The 20,635-nt window shown below is 35.4% G+C and carries 19 protein-coding genes; 15 read left to right on the top strand and 4 right to left on the bottom strand.

Going from position 1 to position 20,635, the window contains the following annotated elements; genetic code table 11:
• Position 1 precedes the first annotated feature (1 nt).
• From ACLKML_RS11160 to ACLKML_RS11115, 10 genes are all read left to right on the top strand, one after another.
• Positions 2-1,942: a hypothetical protein gene (locus ACLKML_RS11160; RefSeq protein ID WP_413285382.1), complete on the top strand. Its 1,941-nt coding sequence runs from the start codon at positions 2-4 to the stop codon at positions 1,940-1,942.
• Between the two features lie 179 nt (positions 1,943-2,121).
• Positions 2,122-3,039, top strand: a complete 918-nt coding sequence (locus tag ACLKML_RS11155; protein ID WP_413285381.1) for a glycosyltransferase family 2 protein — start codon at positions 2,122-2,124, stop codon at positions 3,037-3,039.
• Positions 3,036-3,776 carry a sulfotransferase family protein gene (locus ACLKML_RS11150; protein ID WP_413285380.1) on the top strand — a complete coding sequence of 247 codons (741 nt, stop codon included), beginning with the start codon at positions 3,036-3,038 and terminating at the stop codon, positions 3,774-3,776. Before ACLKML_RS11155 ends, ACLKML_RS11150 begins: the two co-directional genes overlap by 4 nt.
• Complete coding sequence (locus ACLKML_RS11145; protein WP_413285379.1) at positions 3,777-4,097, top strand: hypothetical protein; 321 nt, start codon at positions 3,777-3,779, stop codon at positions 4,095-4,097. It begins immediately after the preceding gene.
• A complete protein-coding gene (locus ACLKML_RS11140; RefSeq protein ID WP_413285378.1) occupies positions 4,097-4,402 on the top strand; it encodes an EamA family transporter in 306 nt (101 codons plus the stop codon). The genes ACLKML_RS11145 and ACLKML_RS11140 overlap by 1 nt, the downstream gene beginning before the upstream one ends.
• 9 nt (positions 4,403-4,411) lie before the next feature.
• Complete coding sequence (locus ACLKML_RS11135) at positions 4,412-4,954, top strand: acyltransferase (RefSeq protein ID WP_413285377.1); 543 nt, start codon at positions 4,412-4,414, stop codon at positions 4,952-4,954.
• Between the two features lie 35 nt (positions 4,955-4,989).
• Positions 4,990-6,090 carry a dTDP-4-amino-4,6-dideoxygalactose transaminase gene (gene rffA, locus ACLKML_RS11130; RefSeq protein WP_413285376.1) on the top strand — a complete coding sequence of 367 codons (1,101 nt, stop codon included), beginning with the start codon at positions 4,990-4,992 and terminating at the stop codon, positions 6,088-6,090.
• Positions 6,091-6,101: 11 nt separating this feature from the next.
• A complete protein-coding gene (gmd, locus tag ACLKML_RS11125) occupies positions 6,102-7,136 on the top strand; it encodes a GDP-mannose 4,6-dehydratase (protein ID WP_413285375.1) in 1,035 nt (344 codons plus the stop codon).
• A gap of 92 nt (positions 7,137-7,228) precedes the next feature.
• Complete coding sequence (locus tag ACLKML_RS11120) at positions 7,229-8,113, top strand: GDP-mannose 4,6-dehydratase (protein ID WP_413285374.1); 885 nt, start codon at positions 7,229-7,231, stop codon at positions 8,111-8,113.
• A complete protein-coding gene (locus ACLKML_RS11115; protein WP_413285373.1) occupies positions 8,103-9,287 on the top strand; it encodes a glycosyltransferase family 4 protein in 1,185 nt (394 codons plus the stop codon). Before ACLKML_RS11120 ends, ACLKML_RS11115 begins: the two co-directional genes overlap by 11 nt.
• A 2-nt stretch (positions 9,288-9,289) precedes the next feature.
• Here the strand turns inward: ACLKML_RS11115 and ACLKML_RS11110 are convergent, their stop codons facing one another.
• Positions 9,290-10,393 (bottom strand): glycosyltransferase, encoded by a 1,104-nt coding sequence (locus ACLKML_RS11110; RefSeq protein WP_413285372.1) that lies wholly within the window; start codon positions 10,391-10,393, stop codon positions 9,290-9,292.
• Complete coding sequence (locus tag ACLKML_RS11105) at positions 10,394-12,265, bottom strand: polysaccharide biosynthesis protein (protein ID WP_413285371.1); 1,872 nt, start codon at positions 12,263-12,265, stop codon at positions 10,394-10,396. It lies immediately after the preceding gene.
• A 162-nt stretch (positions 12,266-12,427) separates the two neighbouring features.
• Here ACLKML_RS11105 and ACLKML_RS11100 point away from each other — a divergent pair, with 162 nt between their 5' ends.
• The 5 genes from ACLKML_RS11100 (at position 12,428) to ACLKML_RS11080 (ending at position 17,228) form a co-directional block, all read left to right on the top strand.
• Complete coding sequence (locus ACLKML_RS11100) at positions 12,428-13,381, top strand: UDP-glucose 4-epimerase family protein (protein WP_413285370.1); 954 nt, start codon at positions 12,428-12,430, stop codon at positions 13,379-13,381.
• Between the two features lie 109 nt (positions 13,382-13,490).
• A complete protein-coding gene (locus tag ACLKML_RS11095) occupies positions 13,491-14,042 on the top strand; it encodes a sugar transferase (RefSeq protein ID WP_413285369.1) in 552 nt (183 codons plus the stop codon).
• Between the two features lie 20 nt (positions 14,043-14,062).
• Positions 14,063-15,229 (top strand): nucleotide sugar dehydrogenase, encoded by a 1,167-nt coding sequence (locus ACLKML_RS11090; RefSeq protein ID WP_413285368.1) that lies wholly within the window; start codon positions 14,063-14,065, stop codon positions 15,227-15,229.
• 401 nt (positions 15,230-15,630) lie between these two features.
• Positions 15,631-16,266 (top strand): TetR/AcrR family transcriptional regulator, encoded by a 636-nt coding sequence (locus tag ACLKML_RS11085; RefSeq protein WP_413285367.1) that lies wholly within the window; start codon positions 15,631-15,633, stop codon positions 16,264-16,266.
• Positions 16,267-16,274: 8 nt separating this feature from the next.
• Positions 16,275-17,228, top strand: coding sequence for a DHH family phosphoesterase (locus ACLKML_RS11080; RefSeq protein ID WP_413285366.1), 954 nt, complete (start codon positions 16,275-16,277; stop codon positions 17,226-17,228).
• Positions 17,229-17,351: 123 nt separating this feature from the next.
• Here the strand turns inward: ACLKML_RS11080 and ACLKML_RS11075 are convergent, their stop codons facing one another.
• Both ACLKML_RS11075 and gpmM read right to left on the bottom strand, forming a co-directional pair.
• Positions 17,352-18,428 (bottom strand): murein hydrolase activator EnvC family protein, encoded by a 1,077-nt coding sequence (locus tag ACLKML_RS11075; RefSeq protein WP_413285871.1) that lies wholly within the window; start codon positions 18,426-18,428, stop codon positions 17,352-17,354.
• A gap of 394 nt (positions 18,429-18,822) precedes the next feature.
• Positions 18,823-20,352, bottom strand: coding sequence for a 2,3-bisphosphoglycerate-independent phosphoglycerate mutase (gene gpmM / locus ACLKML_RS11070; RefSeq protein ID WP_413285365.1), 1,530 nt, complete (start codon positions 20,350-20,352; stop codon positions 18,823-18,825).
• Between the last annotated feature and the right edge of the window lie 283 nt (positions 20,353-20,635).

Raw genomic sequence — 20,635 nt, 5'->3', positions numbered from 1 at the left:
AATGATAATAAATAACAAAGATAAAATATTTTCAATAGTAATATTTCTAGTGAGTGTACTTAGTGGTTGGTATTTGTTCTTTTATCAGAATACCATGGATGATTCTTGGATAAAAAGTGATAACTATTTAGAGTCATATAGCTTTGATAGTTTCATTGAAAATGTGAAATATGCTTATGATCTAAGTTGGCAGAAACAAGGAAGATTTCCTGGTGTAATTCCTTTTATTCGGGCTGTTGACGGTGCTATATCATTTGAAACATCATATCATTACATCTTTAATGTTTTGTTTCATGGTGCGAATTCAGTACTTTTGTTTTTTTTGATGAAAGGACCATTGCAACTAGAACGTCGTTTTTCATTTATATCTGCTGTCGCCTTTTCATTAGTTGTAAGTATTCGAGGACCGTTATATGCAATAGGGATTTATATAGGTTCATTTTATGTAAATCTTTTGACTGTTTTTTTATTATTATTATTATCTAGTGGAAGAAATAGCTTAATTTCCAAGTTGATAGTTTGTGTCTTTTTTGTCCTTGCACTAGGTAATTATTCTTTAATTGTGATGTTACCGGCATATTTTATATTTCAATTAATAATAGGTTCTAATTTTAAAAGCAGTATTATAAGAACACTATTATTATCTATACCTATTTTAATTAATGTTTTTATCATTAAGTTTTCTCCAGATACAAGTTATATTGGAACTAGACCTAATTTTAGCTTTGAACATATAGTTAGTAACTTATCAGAGATCATTAGTAGACTAATTCCTTTTAGTAAAACTATCGACTTGGTTTTTCTGGCTATTATTTTTTTATTTTCTTTGTTTAGCACTATTAAAAATAGAAAATTATTTCTAAATTTTTTATTTTCATTTTCTCTTTTATTTAGTTATATAATTGTTTTTGCACTGACATCAAGATTTGAGTTCCCTAATCCATACTTTCTTTATATTCCATACTTTGGTTTTATCTTAACTTGTGCATTGTTAATTTACGAGATAAAATATCCAAAAACTATTTTTTTGATTTTTGCTATCACTTTTAATCTATTCGGGTACAGAGAGTCGACACCATATAGGCAGTTTCGTGTTGAACAAGCAGATAAAATAAGTACGTTAAAAAATATTGCAAGAAGAACTTTTGATATGAATGCTAAATTTAATATTAAAAATAGCTTCAATATTATTCTTGTCGATGAAGACCTATTGCATGGATTGCATTTGGGATATCATGATCGGGCATTACACTCTTGGAAAGACAAAGATGATAGCAATTTATATGTTTTTTCATCAGATTATAAATATAAGGGTAAAACTTCTGAGTTCAAGGTAGGCTACAGTCAATATACAGATGAATATTTGCAATATAGATCAATAGATCAGGTTTTATATTTTTATTTTAACAATTACATACATTTTAAACATAAAAATATATCACTATTTAATGTGAAAGAAAATAATATACATATATTTAATGCATTTGATGCTGCGAATATTAAAGTGCTTCCTTTAGAAAAGTTACAATATTTAGATAAAATTCATATAAATAGTATGTATAAAAAAGAGTCAAATAAAGAGAGAGATTTTTACTGGGCTAATAGTAAGTTAACCATAGAAATTACAAATGCTAAAAATATTTCTCATACAAATATGAAAGTAAGTGGGAACTTATTTTCTATTGTAGATAATGATATATCCATTAGTTCAGGTAGTAACTTGGAAATCGGTGATATCCATCTTGATAAACAATCAATTACTCGATTTTGCTTTACTTACGATTTAAGGGAAAACGATGATCTAGATGTAATTTTTTCTTTAGAAGGAAAAAATACTACACAAGTAGCAGGAGACCCTAGAAATTTATCGTTTTTTATCGATGCAAATGTCAAAGTTGAATATAGTGATTTGAACAAGCCTATATCTTGTAAATTGCAGTAAGATAGTTTTTTCCTTGGTTATTTATATTTTCTTAGATTTGATAAACTGGAGTTGAGGTTAAACGATAATTATTTCGTAAATTTCTATAAATTCAAAAAAACAATACCTTTTGTTTTACATGCGTGTAGAAAATAACTAGTTTTAAATATATATTTAGTAAGTATAAGTGATTAATAACAATGAAATTATCTATAGTAATTCCAGTTTTTCGAAGTGAAAAGTTTGTACGTTTGACCGTTGAAAAAGTCCGTGAGGAAATAAGTAAATTTGAAAGTTTATTTGAAATAATATTAGTCGATGATGGTAGTCCTGATGGCAGTTGGCATGTTATTGAAGTACTTGCAAAGGAATATAAAGAAGTTAAATCGATTAAGCTTGTGAAAAATTATGGACAACATACAGCCGTTCTTTGTGGTATAGAAAATGCGGCAGGTGATTTTATTATTACTATGGATGATGATTTGCAAAATCCACCTGAAGATATCCCTATTCTTTTGAATAAGATTGAACAAGGGTATGATTTGGTTTTTGCAAAGTTTAAACAAAAAAAGCATGCCAGTTATCGAAAGTTAGGAACAAAAATCATAGGATATTTAAATGATAAGATTTTTAATAAGCCTAAAGATATTACATTAACAAATTATCGAATTTTTACAAAAAATTTAGCAGAAAGAATTGTAGCTTACCGCGTAAATGAACCTTATATTCCAGGTTTGTTACTGATGCACGCTAGCAGTATTGCTAATGTTGAAACTGAACATCGTGAACGAACTGTAGGCGGTTCTAATTACACTATTTCCAAAATTCTTAAATTAGTTTCTAGGCTTCTTTTTAATTATTCATCAGTACCATTAAAAGCTCTATCTTTTATTGGTGGCGCGATCTCACTATTTAGTTTTTTAGGAGGGATATTTGCATTGATGAATCAATTAATTTCTGGCTCAAGCGTTCAGGGATGGACCACTTTAGTTGTTCTTTTATCGTTTTTGAATGGGTTTATTATTCTAATGTTGGGAGTTTTAGGTGAATATGTAATTCGTTTGACTAAGACTATATCTCATGAGCGACCGTATCACATATCTAGGATTGTAAAATGAGAAATTTCTTTATCGTTGGGGCTCAAAGATGCAGCACTACTTGGCTTTATGAAATGTTAAATGCGCATCCTGAAATACAGATGAACCCTCAAGTTAGACCAGAACCAAAGTACTTTTTAAATCAGGATTCAGTTGATTGTGCGAGTAGTTATTTTGAGTCAGTATTTCCATTTCAAATTTTAAGTCGCAGTATGATCTATGGAGAAAAAAGTACTTCTTATATAGAATCATATGATGCAGCGGTTAGAATTAAGAAAACGTTCCCTACAGCTAAGATTGTAGTTTTGTTGAGGGATCCTGTAAAACGAGCATTGTCCAATTTTAAATTTTCTATCGATAATGGCTTAGAAACAAGATCTTGTCTTGACGCTATCCTAGAAAGAAAAGATAAACCTACCTTAGAACATACATTTTCTACAGATCCATTTAATTATTTACAAAGAGGTAAGTATGAAAAATATTTAGAAATGTATTTTTCTTTGTTCAGTAAAGAAAATATTGGTATTTTTTGTCAAGAAAGCATTACTAAAAATATTGACGATTTGCAATCAGTATATCGTTATCTATCCGTGGATAGTCATTTTGAGCCTGAAAGATATGAAACCATCCATAATAAAGCGGAAAGTCCAAGTGATAGTATCATAATTTCGTCTCTTTATTCTGAACTTAAGGGGTACTATGAACCTACTTATGAGTACGTATCAAAATTTATAGATATATCAAGTTGGATGAGATAGATGAGAATACTTGGTGTGATGTTCACAGTTTTTCTGACTTTGTCTACATCAATTTTATTAGATGCTTCGACCAAGTTAAATAGTGGAAGTGTCTTAGTTGTTATTTGTGTTGTTGTACTTATTAATGCATTAAAATTTGTTATTTGGGGTAAACTTAATCAATATTATGATCTTTCTAAAACATATCCATTAACAACATTATTTTATCCGTTAATATTTATTTATGCGATAGTATTTAGAGGGGTTGATTTTGAACTTATTAAGCTTTTTGCATTAATTATTATCATGTCAGGTATCTTTATGACGGAAATAAAAAAATAATGAGTTATTTATATTTATGCTTGGCCATTTTTTCAACATCTATTGGTATGATTTTTTATAAGTTATTTTTTATCACAAAAAAAAAGGTGTATTTTTTTGTGACACTAGTTTTATTTTTGTTAACTCCAGGTCTGAGTTTTTTGTCCCTTAAAGGGCTCTCAGTCGATGTTGTTTATATGGCAACTAGTCTTAACAGTTTTATTATTATTATTGGGTCTTATTTTTTTCTTAAGGAAAAAGTCAATGTGTACCAATATTCCGGATGTCTTTTAATTGCACTAGGTGTGATTTTATATATGGTTTGACGAGTTTTTATGAAAAAAAATACATTGAGATTTTTATTTTTGCAATATTCTTATGTTATGGAAATATTGCATTTCTTGATTTTTATAATACCTCCTTTTTTATCTTCAGGTATATGGTCCCTACTGTTAGCTAAGAAAGGTCACTCCGTTTTTATTGATGCTCACGTATATTTCCGGTATCCAAAAAAAGTTTATATTGGGAACTTAGTTTCAATAAACAGGGGCTGCGAATTTTATCCATCTTGGAACGATCGAGAGACAATAATTGCTATTGGCAATAACGTTCGGATTGGCCCATCAACGAAATTTTTCGCAGCGGGTCACGACACTTTTGACATTGAACTTGCGGATAACTCCTCCACTATTACCGTTAAAGATCATGTTTGGATTGGCGGTAATAGTACTATACTTCAAGGAGTGACGATTGGTGAGGGAGCTATTGTAGCTGCTGGTAGCGTAGTAACTAAAGATATAGCACCGTACACTATAGTCGGTGGTGTGCCTGCTAAATTTATAAAGAATAGAGAACTAAGAAAAAAGGAAATAATATGATTCCGTTTACTAAACCGACGGTTTTAGGTACAGAAATGAATAGTATTAAAGATGCTATTGAAAACGGGAATCAATGTGGTGATGGATTTTATAGTAAATCGTGTGAAAAACTCATTGAAGAACAGACGGGTACCTTAAAGGCACTACTTACTCCATCCTGTACGGCTGCACTGGAACTATCCGCTGTATTGATTGATATACAGAGTGGTGACGAAATTATTCTTCCAAGTTACACTTTTGTCTCTACAGTTAACGCGTTTGTTCTCCGAGGGGGCAAACCAATATTTGTTGATATTGAACCTAATACGATGAATATTGATCCGCTATGTATCGAGAACGCTATTACAGACAAAACTAAGGCAATTATCGTTGTTCATTATGCAGGTGTAGCTTGTGATATGGATAAAATAATGGCGATAGCAAAGAGATACAATTTATATGTGATTGAAGATGCTGCTCAGGCTGTGGGTAGTTATTATCGAGGACAAGCCCTAGGTACTATTGGACACTTTGGCGCATTTAGTTATCATGCAACTAAGAATATTACTAGCGGCGGCGAAGGCGGCGCTCTGTTGATTAATGATAAAAATTTAATAGATCGTGCAGAAATTTTCAGAGAAAAAGGTACTAATAGAAAGCAGTTTATGAGAGGTTCGGTTGATAAATACTCATGGGTCGATATAGGGTCGAGCTTTTTGCCTTCGGAAATACAGGCTGCTTATCTGTTTGAACAACTTAAATCAATGAAACTTATTAATGAGAAACGTATTACTCTTTATGAAAAATATAAAAATTCGCTAGCTAATTTAGTTGAGCAAGGCACTATCCGGTTTGGTTCGATTCCTGATTACGCGACGAATAATGGACATATGTTTTTTGTAAAATGTAATAATTTACAAGAAAGAACCGCATTGATTAAATATTTAAAAGACAGCGATATTCAATCCACTTTTCATTATGTTCCTTTACACACTTCTCCTAAAGGCATGGAAATCAGTGAATTCCGTGGAATTGATAATTTTACAACCTCTGAGAGCGAGAAACTGATGAGATTGCCACTTTTTTACGATCTAACAATTGAAGATGTGGACAATATTTGTGGTAATATCTATCAATTTTATAAAGCAAGAAATTAACGAGTTTATTTATGAAAACAGCAGTTATTACAGGTATTACAGGCCAAGATGCAGCTTATTTAGCTGAATTGTTACTAGACAAAGGTTATAAAGTATACGGTACGTATCGTCGAACAAGTTCGGTAAACTTTTGGCGTATTGAAGAGCTTGGAATCAAAAATAATCCAAATTTAGAATTGGTAGAATACGACTTAACCGATCTATCTTCGAGTATTCGTTTACTTCAAGAGAGTAATGCAACTGAGGTGTACAACCTGGCAGCGCAAAGTTTTGTTGGGGTATCGTTTGATCAGCCTTTAACAACTGCAGAAATAACGGGTATTGGCCCAGTAAATCTTCTTGAAGCCATCCGTATTGTAAATTCAAAAATTAAGTTTTATCAAGCATCTACATCTGAGATGTTTGGTAAGGTTCAAGAGATTCCACAAAAAGAAAGCACACCATTTTATCCACGTAGTCCATACGGTGTTGCTAAGCTGTATGCGCATTGGATGGTAATCAACTATCGTGAGTCTTACGATATTTTTGCTACAAGCGGTATTTTATTTAACCATGAATCTCCATTACGTGGTCAAGAGTTCGTAACTCGTAAAATTACCGATTCAGTAGCAAAAATAAAGCTTGGTAAACTCGATGTACTTGAATTAGGTAATATGGATGCTAAACGTGATTGGGGTTTTGCGAAAGATTATGTTGAAGGTATGTGGCGTATGTTACAAGCTGAGAAGCCAGATACTTATGTACTTGCAACAAACCGCACAGAAACAGTAAGAGATTTTGTAACCATGGCATTTAAGGCTGCTGATATTGATTTAGAATGGAGCGGTTCTGAAGAAAACGAAACGGCAGTAAATAAAGCAACAGGGGACATAGTTGTCAAAGTTAACCCTAAATTCTATCGTCCAGCAGAAGTAGAGCTACTTATAGGTAACCCAGAAAAAGCATTAAAAGAGCTAGGTTGGAAGCCTAAAACAAACCTAGAAGAGCTTTGTGCTATGATGGTTGAAGCAGATCTACGTCGTAACGAGCAGGGCTTTTCTTTTTAAACAAAGCTTTTTATCTAGATTAATTTATTTACATTTAATAGTGGCTACGGAGTATTCTGTAAGCCACTATTTTTTTATCAGAGGTTATTTGTATGAATAAAGTTTTGCTAACAGGTGTTGATGGCTTTACTGGAAAATATGTTGCACAAGAGCTTGTAAACAAAGGGTACGAAGTTATAGGCTTAGTTCATTCGGGTGCGATAAATGATCAAGTTGACTGTGATTTGACCGATAAGCAAGCCGTTTTAAATTGTCTTACGAAGGTTAAGCCAGATTATATTATTCATTTAGCGGCTATTTCATTTGTAGGACATAGTGATCAAACTGCATTTTATAATGTAAATGTGTTTGGTGCGCTTAATCTACTTGAGTCGGCTAAAGAATTACAACTCCCCGTAAAAAAAATAATTTTAGCGAGTAGTGCCAATATCTACGGGAATCCTGAAAACATAGAAAAAATAGATGAATCTACTCTGCCTTCTCCAGTTAACCATTATGCAATGAGTAAATTGTCGATGGAATATATGGCTAAGTTATGGTTCGATACTTACCCTATTTTAATTACCAGACCTTTCAATTACACAGGTCCTGGTCAAGCGGAAAACTTTTTAATACCAAAAATCATGTCACATTTTAAAAAAGGCGCAACGACTATCGAGTTAGGGAATATAGATGTTGCTCGTGATTTTAGTGATGTTAGGGATATATCAAAAGCTTATGTATCTTTGTTAGAATCTGACGCGAATTCAGAGATAGTCAATCTTTGTTCTGGTGAAGTGATTACTTTAAATGAAATTATATCTAAAGTTGAAGAAATAGCAGGCTATAAGATAAATGTGGAAATTAATCCTGACTTTGTTCGACAGAATGAAATAAAAGTCCTTGGTGGTAATAATGAAAAATTACAGTCATTGACTGGGTTTTCTCCTACTATAAATATCGACAAAACTTTATCAGATATGTTCTATGCAAAATAAATTATTAATTAATGTTTCACCTATACGCCGACCACTCACTGGAATCGGGTACTACACTTTAAATATTTTAATAGAGTTTTTATCAAAAAATATTGAAATTGTAGGGGTAAAGAATGGTTCTATGTTAGACAAAGTTCAACTCGAAGAGTTAGTTGAAACTTTCTCTAATCCTGAACCTGTAATTCAGAAAACATCAAAAATTAAAAGATCATGTATTGAAGTATTAAGAAATATTCCAGGGGTATATAGTCTTAAAAATAAATTACTCTCGATTCGGTCTAAAAGAAATTTAAAGTTTTTGGCTGACCAAGGTTATGTTTATTTTGAGCCTAGTTTTATTCCTTTTGATTATAATGGTAAAACCATTACAACTATTCATGATTTGTCATTTATATCACACCCTGAGTTTCATCCTGCTACACGAGTAGAGTTCTTGACAGATAAAATAAAGGAGTCGATAGATAAATCAGATCATATTATTGTTGATTCTCATTTTATACTCACGGAGCTTAACTCTCTTTACTCTACAACAAAATCTAATTCTTCTTGTGTTTATTTGGGTGTAGCTAATACTTTTAAACATTACCCTGCACAAGACTGTGGCTTATTTTTATCTTCTCATAAGATTGATTATAAAGAATTCATTTTAAGCGTGGCAACTTTAGAACCAAGAAAAAATTTACAGCAATTGGTCAGAGCCTATAAACTATTACCTGATGAAATCCGCCAAAGTACTCCTCTGGTTCTTGTGGGAGATCAAGGTTGGAAAAATTCAGAGTTATTTGACGAAGCGAAAAATTTAATAGATAAACAGCAAATAATATTTACTGGTTATGTTTCGGATTCAGAACTTAGGCTGCTTTATGCTTCTGCGAAGTTATTTGTTTATCCATCATTGTATGAAGGATTTGGACTTCCTGTTATTGAAGCTATGGCTTCCGGTGTCGCTGTTATTACTTCAAATATAGGAGCCACGGCGGAAGTTGCTAATAATAGTGCGATGTTGGTAGATCCTAATAATGTGTCCGAAATTAACGCGGCAATTCAGAAGGTAATCAGCAATCAACAATTGAGAGAAAAGTTGGTTGCTGATGGTTTGGCGAGAGCTGAACAGTTTTCTTGGGAAAATACAGCTAAAGAAATATTAGATATAGCGACCGATATTCAACAATAGACCTATTTATTTAATAGTGAATTATAGCTATCGATATAATTTTTGGCATAACGCTTTGAAGTGAAGTTATTTTCGAAGCGTTTTCTTGAGTTTTGTCCAAGTTCTGTACATATAGTTATGTTGTCATTTATTTTTATCATAGCATTGGAAAATGCCATGGCATTTTCAGGCTCTACTGTATAGCCTGTTTGGTTATTGATATTTACATACGATGATCCTGTGCCTATATCACAACTAACTACAGGTTTACCATACATCTGTGCTTCGACTAGAGATATCCCAAAGGCTTCCGAACGAAGGTGAGATGGGAATACAAATGCTTTCGATAACGTGTGAAGAGATGCTTTATCTTCTTCACTTATAAATCCAACCATTTTTATATTAGTCAAATTATGTCTGTCGATATAATCTTGTAGTGCTTTACGTTCTGGACCATCGCCGGCAATAACAACTGGAAGTTTATTTATATTTGCAGCTTCTAACAGATAATGCAGCCCTTTGTAATATCGCAATACGCCTATAAATAAGAAAAAGCCTTCTCCGACTTTGTGTTGCCATTTTTCTAAATTGTCATTCGATACTGCAGGGTAACTGCTCTCATCTATCGCTAGTGGTATTATCTCGACCTTATCTTTAAATTTTATTAGATTATGACTGGTTTTTGCATATTGCGGTGAACTAGCCATAATTCGGTCAACTTTAGATAGAAAGCGTTGCTCAAGCGGCCAGTATAATTTTTTTAGAATTTTTTGTTTTACAATATCCGATTGATAGCTTACCAAAGACGGTTTTTTGGGAGCGAATAAACTAAGAAGATCACCTGTAGGCCAAGGATATTGGTAATGAATAATGTCGTGAGTACGACTTAATTTGATGAAAGTAGATATGAGTCTAAGGGAAAAACCATTAGATGATATTTCTAGGTCTTTTTTAATAACAATTATTCGATAGTTTTCATATAGGTAATCTTTGTTAGAATCTCCTAAGGTTAGAATAGTATTCTCTACTCCTAACTCGGCAGTACCTTTACAAATATAACGTATAGCTTGCTCAAGGCCTCCCTTTGTTTCTGGGTAACATGTTCTATACAAGTGTAATACTTTCATTTAATTTTCTTCTTTTGGTGCATAACCAGTTGGTACTTCAAGCAAAATTCTTTTGATGCAATCGACATCAAATTCATGACAACATACATCTAATTGAGCCAATATTGGCTCCATCTCTTCCCAACTCAGTTTTTCTTCATCTGCGGTTAATATTTTAGAATGGTCAGTGCCTGCTACGTTATCGCCTATAAGCAACTCTTCATATAGTTTTTCCCCTGGGCGAAGACCAACAAATTTGATCTCCATTTCATCTTCTTCAGGTTGGCCGTTAATATTTTCCTTATAACCCATCAGATGAATCATTCGTTTAGCTAGATCCAATATTTTAACTGGTTCACCCATATCTAATACAAAAACTTGGCCGTTGTTGCCTATTGCGCCTGCTTGTATCACTAATTGAGCCGCTTCTGGAATAAGCATGAAATAGCGAATAATATCTGGATGAGTAACGGTAACTGGTCCACCTTGTTTAATTTGTTGTTTGAATAGTGGTACAACTGAGCCTGATGAACCCAGAACGTTACCAAACCGAACCATGGTAAAGGTAGTAGCGGTAGATTTACTGGCTAAAGCTTGCAGAACCAGCTCTGCCATACGCTTACTTGCGCCCATCACATTGGTGGAACGAACCGCTTTATCTGTGGAGATTAAAGTGAAATTCGTTACCTTGGCTTCAATGGCGGCTTGGGCGGCGGCTAATGTACCAAAAACATTATTGCGAATACCTTCTACTATATTATTTTCCACTAAAGGAACATGCTTATAAGCAGCAGCATGATAAACCGTTTCTATTTGATAAGACTCCATCAGCTTTTGTACTCGATTCTGGCGTTGGACCGTTCCGAGTGCCGCCACAATGATGGTATCGAGTTTTAGCGTATTTTTTACCGCTTGAAGTTCTTGGTCAATTTTATATAAGTTGTATTCATTGAGTTCGAGCAGTACCAATGTTTTAGGGTTTTGCTTAAGAATTTGTCTGCATAACTCTGAGCCAATAGAGCCGCCTCCACCAGTAACCATTACGTTTTTATTAGTAATGTTTTTACTCAATAAATCACTATTTGGTTCTACTGGAGCTCGACCTAAAAGGTCAGCTACATCCAGATCTCTAACTTCTGTTGACTTAGCTTTGCCTGTGGCAATATCTTCTACCGATGGCACAGATTGTATTTCAATAGGTAAAGCAGACAGTTTTTCTACCAATTTTAGGCGTTTGTTTTTTTCAATGTTATTGATCGCAAGCAGCAGTTTGACTGGTTGATAAAGCGCTTGCAGGCTTTCAAAATCTGAGCTGTGATGAACTCGAATACCGAACATAATTTGTCCAGCTTTGCTTTTATCATCATCTAATAGGATCACTGGATGATATTCATCGCCTTGAATTAAAGCGTAGGTTAAGTCTCTACCGGTTGCGCCAGCGCCATAAACAAAGACATTTGGTTTTTGTCTTTTGTAATAATGGTAATAAATACTGCGAATAAATACTCGTGGTCCACCTAGAGTAATAACGGCTAAACCGGCATAAATGAAAGGTACACTGCGAGGAATGAAAGATTGAAAGAAAAAACCGCTCAGAGCTAATGTTAAAGCCGATATTATGACGGCTAAAAAAATATTTCCTAGAGCAGGAAAGGTCATATAACGTAATACCGCTCTATACATACCAAGCTTAATGAAGCAAAAAAGCGTCACAACTAATGTCAGTAACAGACTATAAATTTCGTCTGGTTGTATTGGAAAAGTGACGACACCAAGCCTAAGTGCAATAGACAAATATAACGAAAAAATAATCGCAAGTATGTCATATGACATACTGACAAATCGCTTATTTTTTCGGTTGGCATTCAGTAAATTTCGAATTGGTGTAAACATCAACAAAGCCTAACGGTTGTAATTATTTTTATATAGCGGCCGTATTGTAATCTGCTTGAGCGCTTTAAGCCAGAGAAGTCCTAATAAAGCAATGCTTAAAGACGACAGGAGTTATAAGTAAATGTTATTATTTGTTCAAAATAGTAGGTAGTGAGCAGAGAAGTGAAACTTTTAGTTACTGGTGGTACTGGTTTTGTCGGCAGTCGGTTTGTTCAACTTGCCTTTGAACGAGGGTGGGATTGTATTGAGGTTCGACGTCAAGTTTCTATTGATAAAAAAGCCACCAATAAGGCATATTTTGAGGTTGCAGAGTTATCCGAATATACGGATTGGTCTGGCGCTTTTGTTGACGTTGATTGTGTGGTTCATTGTGCTGCTCGTGTTCATCAAATGAATGAATTGGAAGCCGATGCAAAATTGGCTTATCATCAGGTCAATACTCTTGCAACTTTGCATTTGGCTAGGCAAGCCGCTCAAGCGGGTGTTAAGCGCTTTGTTTTTATTAGCTCAATTAAAGTGAATGGCGAATCAACTCAAGTTGGCCAACCGTTTCAACCTATTTTGCAAACTGTTCCAACTGATCCGTATGGTTTGAGTAAATATAATGCGGAAATAGGTTTACAGGACATCGCTCACGCAACAGGTTTAGAAGTGGTAATTATTCGTCCGCCATTAGTTTATGGGCCAGGAGTGAAAGCCAATTTTCATTCTATGATGAACCTGGTTTATAAAGGGTTGCCATTACCTTTAGGTGCGATTAATAATCAAAGAAGTTTGATTTTTTTAGATAATCTTGTTGATGTAATTTTAACTGCATGTGAACACGATAATGCGCCGGGCTGTACGTTTCTTGTTTCGGATGATAATGATGTGTCGGTCACTGAGTTATTAAGAGCGATAGCTAGCTCGATGGATAAAAGAAGTGTTTTGTTGCCTGTTCCCGGCAGCTGGATCATGTTTGCAACAAAAATGATTGGTAAAGCGACTATAGGTCAACGGCTATGTGACAGTTTACAGGTTGATATTAGTCAAACTAAACATAGACTAAACTGGACGCCTCCGGTTGATTTTACGCAAGGTATACAAAAAACAGTTGATGATTTCTTATTGAACTAAAAATATTGTATCGAGTAACACTCTTAATACAATAAATAAGGTAGAATCTCGCGCTTATTTACTCGAATAAAATTATTCGTTTTTATATAAATTAAACAGTGACTTATTAATGCTTTTACGATCGTTGGACTTAGTGTTTTCATTCTTTGGCCTGTTATTTTTATGGCCAGTACTAATTGTTGTAACCTTGTTAGGCTATTTTGATACCGGTTCACCGATTTTTTTTCAACAAAGAGTGGGTAGACATAAAAAGCCATTTATCTTGATAAAATTTAGAACAATGGGTGTGAATACAGCATCCGTTGCTACTCATTTGGCTAGTGGTAGCTCGGTAACTAAATTGGGTGCTGTGTTACGAAAAACCAAATTAGATGAACTACCCCAGTTGATTAATGTATTAAAAGGCGATATGAGTTTGGTAGGGCCAAGACCTTGCCTATTTAATCAAACAGAATTGATTACCGAAAGAGATCAACGAGGCGTATTTGATGTGCGTCCTGGAATTACTGGATTAGCACAAGTAAACGAAATTGACATGTCTACTCCTGAAAAACTCGCAATCTGGGATGAAAAAATGATCTATTCGTTGACCCTGTCGAGTTATTTTATTTATATTATTCAAACGGTAACCGGTAAAGGCTCTGGCGACAGAGTAAAATAGTCTGAACTAGAAGGTTTATAATGAAAATTGCAATAGCAGGTACGGGCTATGTTGGCCTATCAAACGCAATGTTACTGGCACAAAATCATCAGGTTGTCGCTGTTGATATTATTGCTGAAAAAGTAGCAATGTTAAATAAAAAGCAATCGCCGATTGTAGATGCGGAGATTGAAGATTTTTTACTAAATAAACAACTTAATTTCACGGCTACACTGGATGCGGAACTTGCTTACCAAGATGCAGATTACGTTATTATTGCCACGCCGACCGATTACGATCCTCAAACTAATTACTTTAATACCTCTTCCGTTGAAGCAGTTATTAAGCAGGTTTCGTCTATTAATCCTAATGCGGTCATGGTGATTAAATCTACCGTCCCTGTTGGATATACCGAACAAACCAAGCAAGAACTTGGCTGTGATAACCTGATTTTTTCACCAGAGTTTCTACGTGAAGGGCGAGCTCTGTTCGATAACTTGCATCCCTCTCGTATTATTGTTGGTGAACAAAGCGAACGGGCAAAAGTATTTGCTGACTTGTTGCTTGAAGGGGCAGAAAAACAAGATGTGCCGGTGTTATTTACTGACTCAACCGAAGCTGAAGCAGTTAAGTTATTCTCCAATACTTATCTAGCGTTACGTGTTGCTTATTTCAACGAGTTGGATTCTTATGCGGAGGCTCAAGGGTTAGATTCTCGTCAAATTATTCAAGGTGTTGGCTTAGACCCACGTATTGGTGACCATTACAATAACCCATCTTTCGGTTATGGTGGTTACTGCTTACCGAAAGATACCAAACAGCTTTTAGCTAATTACCAAAATGTGCCTAATAATATTATTGGTGCGATAGTCGATGCGAATAGAACACGAAAAGATTTTGTTGCGGATTCTATCATTAGCCGTCAACCTAAAGTGGTTGGGATTTATCGTTTGATAATGAAAGCAGGTTCGGATAATTTCCGTGCTTCTTCGATTCAAGGGATAATGAAGCGTTTGAAAGCCAAAGGCATTGAAGTTGTGGTTTATGAGCCAGTACTTAAAGAAGAACACTTTTTCCATTCGAAAGTGATTGCTGATTTAGAATCGTTTAAACAAATGTCTGATGTGATAGTGTCAAACCGCATGATGGATGAAATTTCCGATGTGGCCGATAAAGTTTATACACGAGATCTGTTCGGATCTGATTAATTTTGTTTAATTCTACCATTCTTTTAATAGAGCTCTTTTCGTATTAAAGCGGAGAGAGCTCTATTTTTATTTTTAGTATTTCTATTATTGCTGAACTATTACCGTTAATATTTAAATTAATACTGTATACCCGTTATCCTTGAAGCTGCATCTTTGTTGACTGCGTTCGTTCATTTCAATTGCATAGTTTATCTATGCTCATGGGGCTTCACTCGCTTGTCGCCTTAATGCAACCTCAATGGTTTAGGGTATATATGTGGTTTTGGGTATATATGGTTATTCTGCTGACACGTAATGGTCTAGGTTGGCTTTAAGAATCAATGATTTCTGCTTATACTTGGTAGAGTTGGTGTTCCTCATTATTTGCGACTGAAATAATAAAAATAATATGGATAATAAAAATGAAAACAAGAGATAAGATTGTTTTAGCCAGCCTAGAACTATTTAATGACCATGGTGAACGTAACATTACCACCAACCATATTGCGGCTCACATCGAGATCAGTCCAGGTAATCTCTATTATCATTTTAGAAATAAGCAGGAAATTGTACGAGATATCTTTGAGTGCTATTCAACCGAGTTATTAGAGCGTTTTTCTCCGGTAGAGTCTGGTGAAGAGAGTTTAGTATTGTTAAAACGTTACTTAGATTCTATTTTCACGTTAATGTGGAAGTACCGTTTTTTTTACGCTAATTTGCCAGAAATCTTGCAAAGAGATGAAATTCTTCATGAGCGCTATTTGAGCGTGCAAGATAAGTTACATAATAATTTAGAGGCTATATTTGATGGATTTGTCGAACTAAAGCTACTTGATGTAGATAAGCAAGAAGCGATATCTTTAGTGACAACACTTCATTTGGTTGCTTCTAGTTGGCTTGGATATCGTTCTGCTATGTCTTTGAAGACGGAGATAACAGAAAAAATCATCCATGAAGGCGTGTTACAAATGATAGCGGTGGTAAAACCGCATACAACGCAAATGGGAAGAGAGCAAATCCAACTTTTAGAAGATGGCATTAGAGCAATGAACGATTAGGAACAAGAATGAATTACGATATTTTTAATGGTGATGCCGACGGCATTATCGCATTATTACAACTTAGGTTGGCTAATCCGATACAGTCAACTTTGATTACTGGTGTTAAGCGCGATATTAATCTTGTTGCGAAGGTTCAGGCTACACCTGAAGATAATTTAACGGTGCTCGATATTTCCATGGCAAAAAATAGTGCAGCCTTGCTATCTGCATTGGAAAGTGGCGCGAACGTTTTTTATGCCGACCATCATCAATCAGGTGATATTCCATCGAATGAAAATCTGGATGCTCACATCGATTTGGATGCCAATACTTGTACTGCTCTCATTATAGACAAGCTATTACAAGGGCAATTTCATTTATGGGCTATTACTGCCGCATACGGTGACAACTTGATAGCAAAAGCCGATCAACTTGCTGTCGCGGCGGGTTTATCGGTAGAACAAAGCAGCGCTTTAAAAGAACTCGGTACATTGATAAATTACAATGGTTATGGTGCTAAAGTAGACGATCTACATTATCATCCAGCCGATTTATATACTGCTTTATTGCAATATGCTTCGCCTTTGGATGTCATAGCCGATAAAAGCTCACCTTTTTATAAATTGCAGTCTGCATATCAACAAGATTTAGATAAAGTGCTCGCCATTCAAGCATTACATAGCAGTAGCAAATTAAGTGTATTTGAACTGCCAGATACACCGGCTTCTCGAAGAATTAGCGGTGTTTACGGTAATTTACTGGCCAATCAAAATGCGGATTCTGCTCATGCCGTACTTACGCAAAATAGTGATGGTACTTATACCGTGTCTTTACGTGCGCCTTTAAATAATAAACAAGGTGCAGGTGAAGTTTGTTCTCAGTTTGCGACCGGTGGAGGCAGAGAGGCCGCTGCAGGAATTAACGCTTTACCTGCCAATGAAATTAATAGCCTGATTGAAAAAATAGAAGCCTTTTATTAGGCGAACTCTTTTTATTAAGTGGGCTCTGTTATTAGGTGAAAGACGAGATTACAGAGCTTGTTTATTGCTAGACAAGCTCTTTGTTATTAAAATCTTTATTATCAAAGGCGATATAGCTTATTTTTATCTGACTAGCCAGCTTTTAGGATTTTGTGTTTTACTGTTTCTTCTAATTTCGAAATAAAGTGATGCCTGAGGCTGTCCGCCAGTATTACCGGCGAGTGCGATGGTTTCTCCCGCTTTGACTTTATCACCCTCTATTTTTAACAAGGTTTGATTGTAGCCATAAAGGGTCATGTCGCCTTTACCATGGTCTAATAACACCACTAATCCATAGCCTCTCAAATACTCTGCAAAGACCACGGTACCAGAATAGACGGCTTTCACTGGTTGTTCATATTGCGCATCTATAACCAAACCTTTCCAATTAATTTGGCCACTTTGCTTGGTCCCGTAGCTATGCAATACTTTGCCTTTTAGTGGCCAAGGTAGTTTGCCTTTTTGCTTGGCCAATCCATCCATTGGTACCGTGTTTCGTTTGGCTGCTTTGGCTATTTCCGATCTTAAGCGAGACTCGTTGCGTTGTAGTTCAGCAAGGTAATGCTTGTCGCTAGAAATATTACTTTGGATTTTTGTTACGGTCTTTTTACGTTCGCTTTGTGATTGGGCTAAAGCATCACGTTTTTTGGTTTTCTGTGCCAATAGTGCTTGGATTTGTTGTTGTTCTTGCAGCAATTGCTTATTTTTTTCATCCAATTGCTTACTGGTCAAATCTAGAGCTTGTATCGTTTCTGCTCTTGCTTTGGCTAAATGTTGAAAGTATTGACTGATTCTATCTTGTTGTTCATCTTGACCGTGTTTAATAATGCCTGTCGTATCATTATTTCTTTTTATGACGTAATACGTTCTTATCAGCTGTTCTAGCGTTTGTTGTTGCTCTTTTTTAGTTTGTTCTAAGTCGGATTTTTGTTGAGTAAATTGGGCTAGATTTTTATTGGCTTGATCAAGCAGTGTTTGTGTCTTGGTAATGTCTTTACCCAATGATGAGATAGATAGTTCTTGCTTTTTTAATGACTGCTGTAGCTTATTTAGTTCTTTTTGTTGTGATGTAACCGCATTTTTCTGACGAGAAATTTCATTTTTTACGCCATTCAATTCGTCTTGATTGGCAAAACTTAGAGTTGAAAATAACACGATCATACAGCAAAGAGGGAGATTTCTGCTGGTTCTGAAAAACGCCAATAATGCGTTTTTGTATTTACGTAAATTTTGGTCTTTATGTAATAGTGTCATTCTGAAATTATCATGAAAAAAACGTCATTAAAAAGCCAGTATACGTTCTATTGATGATAGGGTCGAGATGTGTTCATTTTGCTGGCTAACGTGTTTCTGCAAGTTAAATTTATTTTGTTGAATTCAATACTTATAATTGGTGTTAAATGGCTTGAATTGTTCATTTTAAAGCCCTCAATGTATAAACACATTTCAGGACAAGACATAGTAAATAAAAAAGCCCAGCGAATTGTTTCGCTGAGCTTTTCAGTGTTTTTTGAGCTTTTAGCTTCAATTTGAAGCTTATGGTTTAAACTCTAAATTAAACTAGCACTTGGCCACTCATTTCTGCTGGAATATCCATATCGGTTAATTTAAGCATCGTTGGTGCTAAATCTGACAGTTTGCCACCTTCGATAAATTGTACATCTTTGTTACCTACATAGATAAGTGGTACAGGTAGATTGGTATGGGCAGTATGTGTGCCACCTGTTTTTGGGTCTACCATCATTTCTGCATTACCATGGTCGGCAGTGATCAGTAATTGACCGTCGGCCTCTTTTATTGCTGCAACCACTCTTGCGATACAAACATCAATTGCTTCGATGGCTTGTTTTGCTGCTTCATAAACGCCAGTATGGCCAACCATATCTGGGTTAGGGTAGTTACAGATAATGTTGTCGTATTTACCTGATTTGATTGCAGCAACAAGTTTATCTGTCAGTTCTTCCGAGCTCATTTCTGGTTGTAGATCGTAAGTTGCTACTTTTGGTGAAGCAACTAAGCTACGCTCTTCACCTGCAAATTCGTTTTCTTTACCGCCATTGAAGAAGAAAGTCACATGCGCGTATTTTTCTGTTTCAGAAATACGAAGTTGAGTTCTTCCTGCTTTAGATAACCACTCACCAAAAGTGTTTTCTAGTGATGCTGGTGGGAAAGCACAAAGTAAAGGAATATCAGCTGCATATTGAGTGAGCATAACAAAATCAACTGCAGGGAACTTAGAACGCTCGAAACCATCAAATGCAGGTACAAATGTACGAGTAATTTCACGCGCACGGTCAGCACGATAGTTCATAAAGATAACCGCATCACCATCTTCGATTGCTGCTGATTCTTCGCCTGCCGCTTTTAACTCGGTTGGCTGAACAAATTCATCGTTTTCATCACGAGCATAAGCGGCTTCAAGCCCTGCAGCAGCAGAGTCATAGCTGAATTCTGCTTTCGCTTCTGCTAATAAGTTGTAGGCTTTTTCTACTCGGTCCCAGTTGTTATCACGATCCATAGCGTAGTAACGGCCGACTAGAGAAGCAACGCGTCCTTTACCTAATTTAGTAAACAGATCTTGGAAACGTTGTAGAGAATTATTGGCGCTACGTGGTGGTGTATCACGTCCGTCTAGGAAGCAATGCAGATAGATTTTTTCTGCGCCACGTCCTGCTGCCATTTCAATTGCGGCATAGATATGGTCTTCGTGGCTATGTACGCCACCAGGAGACATTAAGCCCATAATGTGAACGGCTTTGTCTGCTTTTACTGCTTTGTCTATAGCGGCTACAAGGGTTTCATTGTGTTGGAATTCACCATCAGCGATAGATTTTGTGATGCGAGTAAGATCTTGATAAACAACACGACCAGCGCCGATATTGGTGTGACCAACTTCTGAGTTACCCATTTGACCGTCAGGTAAGCCAACATCTAAGCCAGAAGCTGAGATAAGGGTATTTGGTTGATTTGCAAATAAGCTATCCATAAATGGTGTATTTGCATTATTGATTGCGTTGCTTTCGTTATCTTCACGGTATCCCCAACCATCAAGAATGACTAGAGCCATTGGCTTCTTAGCTGACATAGTTATAACCTCGTCAAATTCATAGTAACTTTAAAAATAAATTAGCGTAACTTTACTACACTTTTAACCTAAAACTGTAGTCTAAGATCAAATAATGATCGGTATATGTTGTTGCTTGCTTTCAGTCTTATTATCTAAATAAGTTCTGATTATCTAACAAGTATAGAAGCCGCTGCTTAATATAGGAGTATTGTTGCGAATTATTCGCAATAATGAAAGTAGGTTATTACTATTGATCTAATAGGTATTGCTAAAAAATCAAAGATCATATCCCCATTTCTAG

Origin of the sequence: Vibrio sp. MA40-2 (assembly GCF_047302445.1) — a bacterium.
Taxonomy (GTDB): Bacteria; Pseudomonadota; Gammaproteobacteria; order Enterobacterales; family Vibrionaceae; genus Vibrio.
Note: the sequence above shows the minus strand (reverse complement) of the source record. Positions and strands in the feature narration are given on the sequence as shown.

Excerpts from the sequence above, each read along its gene's own strand:
- ACLKML_RS11160 (WP_413285382.1), top strand. The coding sequence starts at position 2 with ATGATAATAAATAACAAAGATAAAATATTTTCAATAGTAATATTTCTA.
- ACLKML_RS11155 (WP_413285381.1), top strand. The coding sequence starts at position 2,122 with ATGAAATTATCTATAGTAATTCCAGTTTTTCGAAGTGAAAAGTTTGTA.
- ACLKML_RS11150 (WP_413285380.1), top strand. The coding sequence starts at position 3,036 with ATGAGAAATTTCTTTATCGTTGGGGCTCAAAGATGCAGCACTACTTGG.
- ACLKML_RS11145 (WP_413285379.1), top strand. The coding sequence starts at position 3,777 with ATGAGAATACTTGGTGTGATGTTCACAGTTTTTCTGACTTTGTCTACA.
- ACLKML_RS11140 (WP_413285378.1), top strand. The coding sequence starts at position 4,097 with ATGAGTTATTTATATTTATGCTTGGCCATTTTTTCAACATCTATTGGT.
- ACLKML_RS11135 (WP_413285377.1), top strand. The coding sequence starts at position 4,412 with ATGAAAAAAAATACATTGAGATTTTTATTTTTGCAATATTCTTATGTT.
- rffA (WP_413285376.1), top strand. The coding sequence starts at position 4,990 with ATGAATAGTATTAAAGATGCTATTGAAAACGGGAATCAATGTGGTGAT.
- gmd (WP_413285375.1), top strand. The coding sequence starts at position 6,102 with ATGAAAACAGCAGTTATTACAGGTATTACAGGCCAAGATGCAGCTTAT.
- ACLKML_RS11120 (WP_413285374.1), top strand. The coding sequence starts at position 7,229 with ATGAATAAAGTTTTGCTAACAGGTGTTGATGGCTTTACTGGAAAATAT.
- ACLKML_RS11115 (WP_413285373.1), top strand. The coding sequence starts at position 8,103 with ATGCAAAATAAATTATTAATTAATGTTTCACCTATACGCCGACCACTC.
- ACLKML_RS11110 (WP_413285372.1), bottom strand. The coding sequence starts at position 10,393 with ATGAAAGTATTACACTTGTATAGAACATGTTACCCAGAAACAAAGGGA.
- ACLKML_RS11105 (WP_413285371.1), bottom strand. The coding sequence starts at position 12,265 with ATGTTTACACCAATTCGAAATTTACTGAATGCCAACCGAAAAAATAAG.
- ACLKML_RS11095 (WP_413285369.1), top strand. The coding sequence starts at position 13,491 with ATGCTTTTACGATCGTTGGACTTAGTGTTTTCATTCTTTGGCCTGTTA.
- ACLKML_RS11090 (WP_413285368.1), top strand. The coding sequence starts at position 14,063 with ATGAAAATTGCAATAGCAGGTACGGGCTATGTTGGCCTATCAAACGCA.
- ACLKML_RS11085 (WP_413285367.1), top strand. The coding sequence starts at position 15,631 with ATGAAAACAAGAGATAAGATTGTTTTAGCCAGCCTAGAACTATTTAAT.
- ACLKML_RS11080 (WP_413285366.1), top strand. The coding sequence starts at position 16,275 with ATGAATTACGATATTTTTAATGGTGATGCCGACGGCATTATCGCATTA.
- ACLKML_RS11075 (WP_413285871.1), bottom strand. The coding sequence starts at position 18,428 with ATGATCGTGTTATTTTCAACTCTAAGTTTTGCCAATCAAGACGAATTG.
- gpmM (WP_413285365.1), bottom strand. The coding sequence starts at position 20,352 with ATGTCAGCTAAGAAGCCAATGGCTCTAGTCATTCTTGATGGTTGGGGA.